Source organism: Archangium sp. (assembly GCF_036277355.1).
Classification (GTDB): Bacteria; Myxococcota; Myxococcia; order Myxococcales; family Myxococcaceae; genus Archangium.
Window position 1 is genome coordinate 64,122 of record NZ_DASUNC010000173.1, and the last position, 12,787, is coordinate 76,908.

Genomic DNA, 12,787 nt, shown 5'->3' on the forward strand with positions numbered 1-12,787 from the left:
CCCCGTGTGAAGCGTCTCGCGCTTTGCCTCGCCCTCCTCGGGCTCACGGAGGCCACTCCCCCGGATGCGACGCCCCACCTGCTCCAGGGTGCCCGGCACTTCCGCGAGGGCCGCTTCTCCCATGCCCTGGTGGAGTTCAAGGTGGCCCAGCGCCTGGGCACCGACGGCGAGGCGGACTGGTACATCGCCGCGTCGCTGGTGAAGCTCGGCCGGGCCGAGGAGGCGCTGGAGGCCTTCGCCACCGCGCGCAAGAAGGCGCCGGACGCGCGCGACGCGCTGCTCGACTACTACCACGCGCTGGCCTGCTACGAGGCGCGCCTCTACCTGTGCGCGGACACGCTGCTGGACGCGGTGGGGGATGCGTCCGGGCCGCGCATCGGCGAGCAGGTGCGCAAGCTGCGCACGGACATCGCCGCGCTCTTCCGCTCGGCGCCCACGCCGGGCTCCATCGACTGGTACCACGCCCGGGCCGCGCAGGTGCGTGCCACCGGACGTCCGGTGCTCGCCGCGCACTACCTGGAGGAGGCGGTGCGGCTGGCGGGCAAGCGCGAGGACCGGTACCGGCTCGCCGAGGCCCGTGAGGTGCTGGGCGCGCTGTCCGAGCGGCCCGCGCCCCGGGTGGGTGGAGACAGTCCGTGAACCCGGGCCTGCTGGTGGCCGCGCTGCTCGCCGAGCCCGGCCTCTGTGGGCCGGTGACACCGCTGAGCCCACCGGACCCGGCCGCCGCCGCGCCCTACGTGGAGGTGGCCGAGGCCGAGCAGGCCGCGGGAGACACGGAGACGGCGCTCGTCGCCTGGCGCGAGGTGCTGCGGAGGGATCCGCGCAACGCCCGGGCGCGGGCGGCCCTGAAGACGCTCTGCCGGGGAGACTGGGCCGAGGAGCAGGCGGAGGCCGCGGCGGCGTCGCTGCTCTCGGGCCTCTCGCACTTCGAGCGGGGGGAGGACGCGGCGGCGGCGGCGGCCTTCCACGAGGCGCTCGCGGAGCCGGAGCTGGTGGACACGGCCTCCTTCTTCCTCGGGGTGCTGGCGCTGCGCGAGGGCCGGACGGACGAGGCGGGCACCTTCTTCGACGCGGCGGCGACCTCCCCGGACGAGGGACTCGCGAGGCGCGCGGGAGAGCTGCGCCTGCGGGCCGCGCGCGAGGGGCGGGTGTCGTTCTCGGGGCGGCTGGGGGGCGAGTACGACTCCAACGTGGACCTCGCGCCGGACGGCACGCTGCGGCAGGGCGGGAGCGGGGATGGCGTGAGCACGGCGCTCGCCGAGCTGAGCGTGCGTCCCTGGGGGCAGCGGGGGCCGTACGCGCGCGTCAGCGGGAACTACCGGGGCCACCTGCGCTTCCCCGGCTTCGACCTGGCCGGGGCGGGGGGCGCGCTGGGCCAGGCACACCTGGGCCCGGTGCTGCAGGGGACGGTGGAGTACGGCCTGGATTACCTGGCGCTCGGCGGGGCGCCGTACCTGCTCGCGCACCGGCTGCGGGGGGCCGCGCGCGTGCCGGTGGGCCCGGTGGTGCTGGAGGGCTCGGCGGCCGTGCGCCGCGAGGACTTCCTCGTCACCGCCTACGAGGGCTACTCCGGGTGGCGCGGCACCATGCGGCTGGACGCGGAGTGGAGCCCCACCGAATCCCTCACCCTGTCCGCGGGCTGGTGCGGCGGCCTGCTGAGGACGTACGACCTGGCGCTCGGCTATGTCGAGCACGGCCCGCGTGCCGGACTGAGCCTGGGATTGGGCCCCGGGCTGCGCATGCTGGGCGAGGTGGGCTACTCCCCGCGCGGCTACCAGAACTTCGACAACCCGCTGGGGGCCCGCCGTGAGGACGGCATCCTCGACGCGAGCGCGGTGCTGGAGTGGGACGTGTCGAGGCACTGGAGCGTGCAGGCCTCGATGGGCTGGCGAGGCGCGTCCTCCAACGTCCCCGAGCTCTCCTATGGCCGCTTCACCGGTGGGCTGGCGCTGGTGTGGTCGCGGGGGTTGTTCTGATGGCGCGGCTCGCCTCGCGCGCACTGGGCCCGCTGGGGCTCGCGACGCTCGGCCTGGTGGGCGCGCTGGCGGCGACGCTGGCCCTCTATCGCGCGGGGAGCGCGGCGCTGGAGCAGGCGCTGGATGCGCGGCTGAGGGGCGCGGGCGAGTCCGCGGCGCTGCTGCTGACGGACGCGCCGGCCTCGGCCGAGCGGCTGGAAGCGCTGATGAAGGCCAACGCGCTGGACGGGGTGTACGTGGTGGACCGGAAGCTGGCGGTGCCGGCGGACGCCACGGGGCCGGCGCGCAGGCGGGTGGACCTGTTGCGGACGGACCCGGCGGGAGTGGAGGCGGCGCTCGCGGGAGAGACGCGGGTGGGGCCGGGCTACGCGATGGGCGAGCTGCAGGTGACGGTGGGCTACTTCCCGGTGCGCGGGAGGGGTGGGCAGGTGGAGTCGGTGCTGGTGCTGGAGGCGGGGCGTGCCTTCTCCAGCGCGCGGGACTCCCTGCGGCGCGCGCTGTGGGGAGGGGTGGCGCTGTCGGCGGTGGGCGCGTTGGCGTTGGCGCTGGTGGCGGCGCGGTGGCTGAGGGACGAGCGGGCGCGGCGCGAGGCGGCGGCGAAGGCGGCGCGAGGCGAGGCGCTGACGAAGATGGCGGCGATGGCGGCGCATGAAATCCGCAACCCGCTGGGAGTGATTCGCGGCACGGTGGAACTGATGCGCGAGCGCAGCGGGGCGAAGCTGTCCGAGCGGGACAAGGAGTCGCTGGAGGACGTGCTGGGCGAGGTGGAGCGGCTGCGGCGGCTGACGGAGGACCTGTTGGACCTGAGCGCGGACCGGCCGTTGGCGGCGCGGCGGGTGGTGCTGTCCGAGGTACTGGAGGAGGCGGCGAGGGCGACGGAGGCGGCGTTCCCGGGGGTGAAGGTGCGCCGGAGCTTCGCGGAGCTGCCGCCGGTGGAGGGAGACGCGGGGCGGCTGAGACAGGTGTTCGCCAACCTGCTGCAGAACGCGGCGCAGGCGCAGGGCGAGGGCGAGGTGCGGCTGGCGGCGGAGCCGGACGGGAGCGCGGTGCGGGTGCGAGTGGAGGACGACGGACCGGGAGTGCCGAAGGAAGTCCGGGAGCGGCTCTTCGACCTGTTCGTCACGGGGAAGGCGAACGGAACGGGGCTGGGCCTGGCGCTGTGCCGCCGGTTGGTGGAGCGGCACGGGGGCTCGGTGTCGCTGGTGCCCGAGCAGCGCCAGGGCAGCACCTTCGAGGTACGGCTGCCCGCGGCGCCTCAGGCCCGCTGACGGGCCTCAGCCGTGCTGGGGTCCGCGAGGCGCGGGGCCGGCCTGCTGGAGGGCGTGGTACTCCTCATCGGTGAAGACGCGCGAGCGGATGAGGAAGCGTACGCCCTCGGGCGCCTCCACGGAGAAGCCGCTCCCACGTCCCTTCACCACGTCCACCGTGAGGTGGGTGTGCTGCCAGTACTCGTACTGCGAGCCGCCGATGTAGAAGGGCGTGTCCACGATGGTGCCGAGGAAGACGTCCTCCTGGCCCACCTCGAACTCGCCCCTCGGGAAGCACATGGGCGCGCTGCCGTCGCAGCACCCTCCCGACTGATGGAACATCAGGGGGCCGTGAATGCCTTGCAGCTTGCGCAGCAGGGCCTCGGCTTCGGGGGTGACGGTCACGCGCTCGATGCTCATCTCGGCGGCTCCTGTGCTCGGGCCTAGAAGAAGCCCATGGGCTTCGGGTCGTAGCTCACCAGCATGTTCTTCGTCTGCTGGTAGTGCGAGAGCATCATCTTGTGCGTCTCGCGGCCGATGCCCGACTGCTTGTAGCCGCCGAAGGCCGCGTGCGCCGGGTACAGGTGGTAGCAGTTGACCCACACGCGGCCGGCCTGGATGGCGCGGCCCATGCGGTAGGCGGTGTTCGTGTCGCGCGACCACACGCCCGCGCCCAGGCCGTACAGCGTGTCATTGGCCACCGCCAGCGCGTCCTCCATGTCCTTGAACTTCGCCACCGACACCACCGGGCCGAAGATCTCCTCCTGGAAGATGCGCATCTTGTTGTGGCCCTCGAAGATGGTGGGCTCCACGTAGTAGCCCTCGGCGAGCGCCCCGGACAGGTTGGCGCGGCCGCCACCGGTGAGCACCTTGGCGCCCTCCTTCTTGCCGATGTCGATGTACGAGAGGATCTTCTCCAACTGGTCGTTGGAGGCCTGCGCGCCAATCATGGTCGCGGTGTCGAGCGGGTTGCCCTGGACGATGCGCCTGGTGCGCTCGATGGCCTTCTGCATGAACTCCTCGTAGAAGCGCTCCTGGACGAGGGCGCGCGAGGGGCAGGTGCAGACCTCGCCCTGGTTGAGGGCGAACATGGCGAAGCCCTCGAGGGCCTTCTGGGCGAAGTCGTCGTTCTGCGAGAACACGTCCGCGAAGAAGATGTTGGGCGACTTGCCGCCCAGCTCCAGCGTCACGGGGATGAGGTTCTCGGAGGCGTACTGCATGATGAGGCGGCCGGTGGTCGTCTCTCCGGTGAAGGCCACCTTGGCCACGCGCTTGTTGCTGGCCAGGGGCTTGCCGGCCTCGATGCCGAAGCCGTTGACGATGTTGAGCACGCCGGGAGGCAGCAGGTCGCCAATGATCTCGGCGAACTTGAGGATGGTGACGGGGGTCTGCTCGGCGGGCTTGAGGACCACGCAGTTGCCGGCGGCGAGCGCGGGCGCGAGCTTCCACGCGGCCATGAGCAGCGGGAAGTTCCAGGGGATGATTTGGGCCACGACGCCGAGCGGCTCGTGGAAGTGGTAGGCGACGGTGTGCTCATCGAGCTCGGCGAGGCTGCCCTCCTGGGCGCGCAGGCAGCCGGCGAAGTAGCGGAAGTGGTCGATGGCGAGCGGGAGATCCGCGGCGAGCGTCTCGCGGACGGGCTTGCCGTTGTCCCACGTCTCGGAGACGGCGAGCATCTCCAGGTGGGCCTGCATCCGGTCGGCGATCTTGTGGAGGATGTCGGCGCGGGCGGTGGGGGAGGTGCGGCCCCAGGCGGCCTTGGCCTTGTGGGCGGCGTCGAGCGCCTTCTCGATGTCCTCGGCGGTGGAGCGGGGGACCTCACAGAAGGGCTTGCCGGTGACGGGGGTGATGTTCTCGAAGTACTGCCCCTTCACGGGCGGGACGAACTCCCCTCCAATGTAGTTTCCATAACGGGGGAGGTACTGGACCTTGCTGCCCTTCTGTCCCGGCGCTTCGTACACGGTCGACATTCGAACCTCGGCGTGATTCGTGGGTTGAACTGGCAACGGCAGGGGAGAGGGCACCGAGGATAGACAGGTGCCGCTCCGCGTCATCGCCGGAAAGGAACACGGGAACGTTGGAAAATGATCAACCGAGCGGGGCAGGGGGCACTCGGGCACCCGGTCACACCCCGGAGGTGGAGGGTGATCAGCGCTCGGGGGAGGGAGTCCTCGGACGAGTGAGGTGAAGCATGGCGCAGGTGTTGGTGGTGGATGACGAGGTGAAGCTGGGGAAGCTGGTGGCGGAGGCGTTGGAGCTGGACGGGCACGAGGTGGCGCGGGTGGCGGGGGGCCGGGCGGCGCTGGTGGAGCTGGCGCGGCGGGGCTTCGACGTGGTGCTGACGGATTTGATGATGCCGGAGGTGGGAGGGCTGGAGGTGTTGAAGGCGGCGCAGGGGCTGCCCACGCCACCGGCGGTGGTGATGATGACGGCGTACGGCACCGCGGAGAACGCGGTGGCGGCGATGAAGGGAGGGGCGGCGGACTACCTCACCAAGCCCTTCGCGCTGGACGAGGTGCGGCTGCGGGTGAGGCGGCTGGCGGAGCAGCGCGCGGCGGAGACGCGGAGCGAGCGGCTGGTGCGGCGGCTGACGCCGGAGCTGGTGGCGGAGAGCCCGCGGATGAAGCAGGTGGTGGCGTCGGCGAAGCAGGTGGCGGCCAGCGACGCGAGCGTGGTGTTGCTGGGGGAGAGCGGGACGGGGAAGAGCCAGCTGGCGAGGCTCATCCACTACTCGAGCAAGCGCGCGGCGGGGCCGTGGGTGGAGGTGCACTGCGCGGCGTTGCCGGAAACGCTGCTGGAGGGGGAGCTGTTCGGGCACGAGAAGGGGGCGTTCACGGGAGCGACGGAGCGGAAGGTAGGGCACCTGGCGGCGGCGGACGGGGGGACGCTGTTCCTGGACGAGATTGGCGAGGTGACGCCGGCCACGCAGGTGAAGTTGTTGCGCTTCCTGCAGGAGCGGGAGTTCGTGCCGCTGGGGAGCACGCAGGCGCGCAAGGTGGACGTGCGAGTGATCGCGGCGACGAACCGGGACCTGGCGGGGGCGGTGCGGGAGGGGCGGTTCCGGGAGGACTTCTACTACCGGCTGAACGTCTTCAGCATCGAGGTGCCGCCGTTGCGCGAGCGCAAGGAGGACCTGGTGCCGTTGGCGCAGGCGGTGCTGGCGAGGAAGGGATTGCCGGCGTCGAAGCTGTCGAAGGACGCGGAGGCGCGGCTGCAGGGGTACACGTGGCCGGGCAACGTGCGCGAGCTGGAGAACGCGATGGAGCGCGCGCTCATCTTGTCGGGGGAGGGAGACATCCAGGCGGAGCACCTGGGAGCGGGAGGCCCGTCGCTGTCACGAGGAGGAGGAAAGGGCGTGCGAGCGGCGGACGTCCTGGGAGAGGGCTTCAACCTGGACGCCTTCGAGCGGGAGCTGCTGTACGCGGCGTTGGAGAGGGCGGGGGGCAACAAGACAGCGGCGGCGAAGCTGTTGGGCATCACGCGCCGGCGTCTCTATTCACGGCTCCAGAGCCTGGGAGAAAAGGTGACGGACACGGAAGCCGATTGAGCCCCATCACCTCCCAATCCATCACAAATCCAATCAGTCACTCCCCCCTGAGCCCGAGGGTCCAATATCCCCTCTCCCCCCGGGAGAGGGACGGGGTGAGGGTGCCCGGGTCCCAGGTTGAACCCCTGTCCGTGGGTCCCGTACCCGCGTCGAAGCGCGCATGAACGGTTGGATTCCAGGCGGGCGGGCGTCCGGGCGGGTGGGGGTCCACGCGGGTGCCTACCGTTGGAAGGCCATTCCTCCCCAAGGAGCCCGCATGGAGACCACGCCGCACGAACCGAAGCATCCGCGAGAACTGGTCCACGTCCCCGTCTCGGTGAGTGATCGCAAGGGCCTGCTCGACAAGAGCGCGGCGGCCGGAATTCCCGCGATGCCTTTGCTGGGCAAGCTGCCCCTGCGCCGGCTCATCCCGCAGAACCTGCACTCGGTGTTGGACTACCAGGGCGCGCTGACGGTGACTGGCGTGGGGTTGCTGTCTAGTCCGGGGGCGTTCCGGACCGCGGGCCTGGTGCTGGGCTGCTCGGGCCTGGGCGTGTCGCTGCTCACCGACTACCGGTTGAGCCTCTTCAAGCTCATCCCCATCGAGGTGCACGAGGCCATCGACTACCTCTGGAGCTTCGGCGTCATCGCCGCGCCCTTCCTCTTCGGCGGTACGCGCCGTAGCCGATTGGCCACCTGGGTGAACGTCCTCGTGGGAGCCAGCACCATCGTCGCATCCCTCTTCACGGACTACCGGGCGCAGCGGGGCGTGCAGTGGGTCCGAGGCCAGCCGACGGACCTGGGCCCCGTGGGCGGCTGAAGTCCACGGACAGCCTCCCGGGCGCGCGCGTCACCAACTGGTCCGACTGTCGGACCAGTTGCTCGAGCTCGCGCCCCAGACCCGTGCTCCCGGAATGGACGCGTACTGCTCGCGGAGCGCGGAGGCGGTCCGCTGGTACATGTCGCGCACCCAGCCCTGGTAGTAGCGGGCCGCTTCGGTCTCGGGGACCGTCCCGTTCACGCAGGCGGTGATGAGGTGGGCGGCCATCATGCCTTGCATCAGCGCGCGCAGCACCCCCTGCGAGGAGGCGGGGTCCACCACCGCCGCAGCGTCTCCGGCGATGAAGTAGCCCGCGCCCGCCGGAGCCTCGACACGGCTCCAGGTGACATCGGCGCCGCGTGGCGCACCGGTGGCACTGCCCGGGTTCAAGGCCAGCGGTACATCTGGCCGCGTCCGGGGGTCTCCCTGGAGTGACAGCCGGGTCCACGCGTAGAGCCCCGGACGGACGCGGGCGATCCACTCCCAGCCCTCCGGCTCCCAGCGCAGGGAAGGGTGCTCGTCCCACTCCGCGAAGTGGCCCCGCACATAGCCATACCGTGCGAGCAGGAGGGGCGAGTCCACGCTCCTGGCGAGCCCCTGCTTCCGGGTGAACCAGCGCCCACGTCCACTCGCGTCGACCACGAAGCGTCCGTGCTCGATTCCATCTGCCGTCTCCACACCCACCACGCGTCCCCGCTCGACGAGCGGCTGGAGGGCCTGGCAGGGCTGCGAGACCTCGACGCCCAGGGCCACCGCGCGCCGCAGCAGGAGCGCATCGAATTCGGCGCGCCACGCCTGGAAGCCACGCCATGGCCCGTCCGAACCGGCCCCATACGGAGTGAACACGCGCCCCGCGGGCGAGTGCGTCCAGATGCCGTCATGGCGGAGGAAGCCCGCGGCGCGGACCTCCTCGGCCACGCCCAGCCGCTCCAGGAGTGCTTCCACGCCCGGGTGCAGCGTCTCACCCGGGAGGTCCCTCGGGAAACGGGAGGCCTCGATGATGCGGACGCTCAACCCGGCCGATGCGCAGCCAATGGCCGCCGCGCAACCCGCCGGGCCCGCGCCCACGATGACGACATCCGAGGTCCCGGCCATGTCAGGCGCTCCGGAGGCTCAGACGACCCCGGCGGGGCGGGCGATGAGCGTGAAGGGCCCGTCATCCACCTGGAAGCGGACGGCGGTGAGCGAGACGTGGCAGGTGAAGCGCCGCAGCACCTGCACCCGGCGGCGAGGCGTGTTGGGAAGGGCCTCCTCCTGTCCCGACGTCTCGACGAAGACGAAGTGGTAGCCGGGGCCATTCAGCGCGGTGTCCTTGGGCGGCCCCACGTCCCAGTCCGCGACCTTCTCCACCGTGGCCAGCACGAGGGTGGAGGTGGGGACGGTGTCTCCGGCGGGAGGCACCACGCGCTGGATGCAGAAGCGCAGGGCCTCCATGCGCGCGATGAGCTCCGAGGCCGTCACGCGCGCGAGCGGGCCGAGCCGCAGCCGTCCCTGGAGCGCGTTGGAGACGTAGTCGGAGCGGAAGCGGTTGGCGAAGTTCATGAACCACTGGCCGCCTTCCTGGACGAGGAAGGGCCCGTGCTCTCCGTCCCAACCGGGTGCCGAGGTGACCTCTCCGGCGAGGACGCGCGGGTGCTGCGGGTGGTAGCCCAGCTCCGAGTCGAGCAGCGGCTTGCCCATGGGGGCCTCGTTGAACGTGCGCGAGGCATCGGGCGCCACGGCGGGCCAGAAGGAGTTCAGGGCGGCGCACAGCTTGGCGTCCTCGGGGAAGGGACTCCCCAGTCCGAAGGCCGCGGTGAAGCTCCCCACGTCATCGTTGCCGAGTGCCACATCCCAGCCCGGGGCGAAGACGCCAGAGGCCCCATCCGGCAGAAAGGTGACGAGCACCGTCTCCCGCTCGCCCGCCTGCGCGCTGCCCACGGCTCCGGCGCCCACCACGGCCGTCATCGTCCTGTCGCTCCGGCGGAAGGCCGGGGTGTCCGGCTGGCTCGGACGCTGGAGGGTCGGGTTGACGCTGTCCCGCCCGCGGCTCAGGGGCTTGGGCCCTCCCTGCCGGAAGTGCGGGTCCGGGAGGGTCTCGACCCAGGCGGCGATCTCGAACTGGTCCGCGAGCGGGAAGAAGTCCGGCGCCGTCACGAGCGAGTACGCGGGGAGCGCCGTGCCGAGCGAGCGGCTCAGCCCGCTCACCCGCACGGTCACGCACCCATCGCACGTGTCGTCCATGAAGTGGGCGGCCTCGTAACCGCCGCGGTCCACCAGCGCGAGGAACTCGGCCTCCGTGAGGAAGCGCCCGTTGGCGAGCGGGCCGTTCAGGTCCTCGAGCTCGAAGGTGCCGCCGGCTCCCTGCCGCACGCGGTGGCGGATGTTGACGTACTCGGGGGCGCGGCGGCCCTCGGGGCCTCCGGAGATGGCGTCGAAGCTCGTCCAGAAGCGTGTCTCGCGCGAGGCCTGGCCGAAGGAGATGCGCTGCTTCCGGGGAACGCGGAAGCGCACCAGCTCGTCGCGTCCGGCCACCGTCTGCGTCACCGTGCGCACGAGCGTCGAATGGTGCAAGGGGACGATGAGCAGGCTGGCGCCCACCCGTTGCCGGCCCACCAGCGCGTCGTCATCCCCCGTCTGGCGGACGAAGGGGGCGCGGTCGAGGTCGAACTGCGGCAGCGCGGGGATGCGGCCATTCGTGTGGACGCGGCGCAGCTTCTCGTTGCGGTGGTACTCGTCGAAGACGAACTCCGCCGCGGTGAGCGTCTCGCCCACGAGGCACTCGTCCCCGGGGAAGAGCTTGTGCACGGGGAAGAGGAAGTTGCGCAGGTTGTCGCCCTGCACCGGGTCGAGCACCACGCGCTGCGCTCCCGGCCGGCTGGACACGCACAGGAAGGCGCCATAGCGGGCGGGGAGCACGGCGAGCCCGTCACCGCCGTCCTCGGGCTCCACCCAGAAGGAGCGCCGTGCGGCGTCATAGCGGAGCGGGCGGGTGCCGACGCGCGCCACGCCCGTGCGGGAGTAGGCCATGTCCGCGTGCAGTCCGTGCGGGCTGCGCTCGCCGGGCCGGTACTGGTAGGCGAACACGGCGAGTGTGGCGCCGGGGAAGTCCGCCAGCCGCCTCCGCGCGAGGCTGTAGATGTAGTTCTCGAGCGTGTCGAGCTCCTCGAGCGTGGGATACGCGTCGGGAGAAGCCGCGGGCGCGTTGCCGGGCCCCGGATGCACATAGGGGCTGGCCAGCGCGTGGTAGAGCAGGCTCTTGCCGGGCGAGGCGGGCTTGATGCCAGCGGCGGTGCGGAAGGAGAAGTCCTCGAAGCCCCGCAGCTCTGCGCCGGCAGGCCGCTGCACGGCGCGGGCGAGCTGCGTGGCCAGTGCCGCGGGCGTGGCCGCCGTGATGTCCAACCCGAAGGGACTCAGCCGGTCCGCCCAGCCGTGCCCCGCCAGCCGGTCACAGAGTGACTTCACACCATCGATCAACGCCATATCGGGAGTTCCCTTCAGGTGCTTCGAGACACACCCGGCCGGTGGTGGGACCGGCCGGGGCCCATCCCTTCTTCACGAGAAGGGCTCACGTCACGGCAACAGGTTCTTCTGGTCGTTGATGGGCGACAGCTCGCCCACGAACCGGAGCATGTCCGTCATGGTGAAGTTGCCCGCCTTGGTGGAGGGCAGCGTGGGCCGCCACGCCGGGTTGCTGGCGAGGAACGAGCTGGCATCGCACTCGAGCAGGCCCACGAAGACCTCGGACAGGATGCGGCTGCCCACGGGGCCCAGACGCTTGCTGTTGCCGCGCTGCTCGGCCTCCTTGAGGATGTAGTACCAGAGCGGCGTCTCCAGGTGCAGGTTGTGCCTGGCGGCCACCTGCCCGTCGGGACCCTTGGCGATGTCCTCGGGGGACAGGGGCTTGATGCGCATGCGCCGGGCCACGTTCTGTCCGGAGGGCAGGCCGAGGCTGCGCCCGCGCTTGAGGTTGGCGATGGGCAGATTCACGCCGGGCAGGACGCCGTGGTCGGGAATCTCGGACAGCGTGGGTGAGAGGAACGGGTCGAGCTTGCGGCTGAGGCCGGCCGTCACGCCGTCACCGGCGAACTGGAAGAAGCGCCGCCAGTCGATGATCCAATCGCTGGGGATGGGCACGTTGGTGCCCGAGCGCCCGGAGAAGAGGAAGAGCAGCTTGAGCGTGGCGGGCGTGGCCTTGCGGGGGCCGTCCTTGAAGGTGAAGACCTCGTTGTAGTCATAGGCCTCGCGCACCATGCTGTGGCCCAGGCGGTAGGCGGCGGCGGAGAACTCGACGGGGATGAAGGCATCGCCCTCGGGGACGTAGAACGAGCGGCCATTCTCCAGCACGTCGTCGAGCACCTTCTCGTCCACCACCCGGCGCAGGAAGTCGTTGAGGACGATCCACTGGTAGTGCCAGATGACGAGCTGGCGGGCCTCCTCGAACACGCTGCGCCGGAGGGGCGAGGGCGGTGCGATGGTGCCCTTCTGGAGCCCGTCGACGACCTTGTTGTGGAAGCGCATGAAGGCCAGGTGCAGCTGGGCGACGATGAGGTTCTCGTCGTTGCGCGGGTCGCCGATGACGGCGAGCCCCTGGGGGCCACGCGGCAGGTCGAACTCGAGCGCCGGCTTCACCTTGGGGTCGCCGCGGCCGGGCGTGGTGTGGGTGTGGCCGAGGACGAAGAGGGCATCGTTGGGAGGGAGCTGGTAGAGGAACGGCTGGTCGCCGGGGCCCCTGCCATAGAGGCAGTCGAGGTCGAGCGCGGGGGTGCGGAAGTTGTGGAGGGCGAGGGGGTCGACGAGCACCTCCTGGATGGGGGTGGTGTCGAGGGTGATGTCGTGGTCGATGAACTGGCCGAGGTAGGTGAAGCCCGCGGGGACATCCTCGTTGTCGCCCTTGGGGTCGGCGGGGTTGGGGTCCTTCATGGCGCGGCCGAGCTCCTCCAGGGCCTCCACGGGAGGCGTCAGCGGCTGGAGTGCCGGAAAGAGCCTTCCGAACTTGCCCGTCGGGACGAACTGCCCCAGCGGGGTCCCCTCCCCATTGCGTAGCAAGAAACCATGAATGGCTGGCATTGTGCTTCCTCCACGTGGTGATGCGTTCAGACAGACAGGGCCCGGCGCGTTTGTGAGCGGCGGCCCGTTCTGTCCCCCCTGCGCGTGCATGGATTCCAGTTCGGAGCACGCGCCGCAATGCCCTGAAGGGCACCTGTCCGGAAGCACGCGGGAGGCTCGGACTGGAGGG

The 12,787-nt window shown here is 71.2% G+C and carries 10 protein-coding genes; 5 read left to right on the top strand and 5 right to left on the bottom strand.

Annotated features, from left to right (window positions below; all coding sequences use genetic code 11):
- Nucleotides 1-6 precede the first annotated feature (6 nt).
- Genes VFZ09_RS43055 through VFZ09_RS43065 form a run of 3 tightly spaced genes read left to right on the top strand, consistent with a single transcriptional unit; the run spans nucleotide 7 to nucleotide 3,244 of the window.
- Nucleotides 7-639, top strand: a complete 633-nt coding sequence (locus VFZ09_RS43055) for a hypothetical protein (protein WP_329733635.1) — start codon at nucleotides 7-9, stop codon at nucleotides 637-639.
- A complete protein-coding gene (locus VFZ09_RS43060) occupies nucleotides 636-1,976 on the top strand; it encodes a tetratricopeptide repeat protein (protein WP_329733636.1) in 1,341 nt (446 codons plus the stop codon). The genes VFZ09_RS43055 and VFZ09_RS43060 overlap by 4 nt, the downstream gene beginning before the upstream one ends.
- Complete coding sequence (locus VFZ09_RS43065) at nucleotides 1,976-3,244, top strand: HAMP domain-containing sensor histidine kinase (protein ID WP_329733637.1); 1,269 nt, start codon at nucleotides 1,976-1,978, stop codon at nucleotides 3,242-3,244. Before VFZ09_RS43060 ends, VFZ09_RS43065 begins: the two co-directional genes overlap by 1 nt.
- 6 nt (nucleotides 3,245-3,250) lie before the next feature.
- On the opposite strand, the gene VFZ09_RS43070 is transcribed toward VFZ09_RS43065, so the two are convergent.
- The gene (locus VFZ09_RS43070) at nucleotides 3,251-3,643 is read right to left on the bottom strand and encodes a DUF779 domain-containing protein (RefSeq protein ID WP_329733638.1); all 393 of its coding nucleotides are present in this window, start codon (nucleotides 3,641-3,643) and stop codon (nucleotides 3,251-3,253) included.
- Nucleotides 3,644-3,666: 23 nt separating this feature from the next.
- Nucleotides 3,667-5,193 (bottom strand): aldehyde dehydrogenase, encoded by a 1,527-nt coding sequence (gene adh / locus VFZ09_RS43075; protein ID WP_329733639.1) that lies wholly within the window; start codon nucleotides 5,191-5,193, stop codon nucleotides 3,667-3,669.
- A gap of 221 nt (nucleotides 5,194-5,414) precedes the next feature.
- On the opposite strand from adh, the gene VFZ09_RS43080 reads away from it, so the two are divergent.
- Nucleotides 5,415-6,770: a sigma-54 dependent transcriptional regulator gene (locus VFZ09_RS43080; protein ID WP_329733640.1), complete on the top strand. Its 1,356-nt coding sequence runs from the start codon at nucleotides 5,415-5,417 to the stop codon at nucleotides 6,768-6,770.
- Between the two features lie 256 nt (nucleotides 6,771-7,026).
- Nucleotides 7,027-7,569, top strand: a complete 543-nt coding sequence (locus VFZ09_RS43085) for a hypothetical protein (protein WP_329733641.1) — start codon at nucleotides 7,027-7,029, stop codon at nucleotides 7,567-7,569.
- A 30-nt stretch (nucleotides 7,570-7,599) separates the two neighbouring features.
- Here the strand turns inward: VFZ09_RS43085 and VFZ09_RS43090 are convergent, their stop codons facing one another.
- The 3 genes from VFZ09_RS43090 to VFZ09_RS43100 form a co-directional block, all read right to left on the bottom strand.
- A complete protein-coding gene (locus tag VFZ09_RS43090; protein WP_329733642.1) occupies nucleotides 7,600-8,664 on the bottom strand; it encodes an NAD(P)/FAD-dependent oxidoreductase in 1,065 nt (354 codons plus the stop codon).
- A gap of 18 nt (nucleotides 8,665-8,682) precedes the next feature.
- Nucleotides 8,683-11,031, bottom strand: a complete 2,349-nt coding sequence (locus tag VFZ09_RS43095; protein WP_329733643.1) for a hypothetical protein — start codon at nucleotides 11,029-11,031, stop codon at nucleotides 8,683-8,685.
- A 90-nt stretch (nucleotides 11,032-11,121) separates the two neighbouring features.
- Nucleotides 11,122-12,618: a heme peroxidase family protein gene (locus tag VFZ09_RS43100; protein WP_329733644.1), complete on the bottom strand. Its 1,497-nt coding sequence runs from the start codon at nucleotides 12,616-12,618 to the stop codon at nucleotides 11,122-11,124.
- Nucleotides 12,619-12,787 lie beyond the last annotated feature (169 nt).

Coding starts and splice junctions, on each gene's coding strand:
- VFZ09_RS43065 (WP_329733637.1), top strand. CDS start 1,976: ATGGCGCGGCTCGCCTCGCGCGCACTGGGCCCGCTGGGGCTCGCGACG.
- VFZ09_RS43070 (WP_329733638.1), bottom strand. CDS start 3,643: ATGAGCATCGAGCGCGTGACCGTCACCCCCGAAGCCGAGGCCCTGCTG.
- adh (WP_329733639.1), bottom strand. CDS start 5,193: ATGTCGACCGTGTACGAAGCGCCGGGACAGAAGGGCAGCAAGGTCCAG.
- VFZ09_RS43080 (WP_329733640.1), top strand. CDS start 5,415: ATGGCGCAGGTGTTGGTGGTGGATGACGAGGTGAAGCTGGGGAAGCTG.
- VFZ09_RS43085 (WP_329733641.1), top strand. CDS start 7,027: ATGGAGACCACGCCGCACGAACCGAAGCATCCGCGAGAACTGGTCCAC.
- VFZ09_RS43090 (WP_329733642.1), bottom strand. CDS start 8,664: ATGGCCGGGACCTCGGATGTCGTCATCGTGGGCGCGGGCCCGGCGGGT.
- VFZ09_RS43095 (WP_329733643.1), bottom strand. CDS start 11,031: ATGGCGTTGATCGATGGTGTGAAGTCACTCTGTGACCGGCTGGCGGGG.
- VFZ09_RS43100 (WP_329733644.1), bottom strand. CDS start 12,618: ATGCCAGCCATTCATGGTTTCTTGCTACGCAATGGGGAGGGGACCCCG.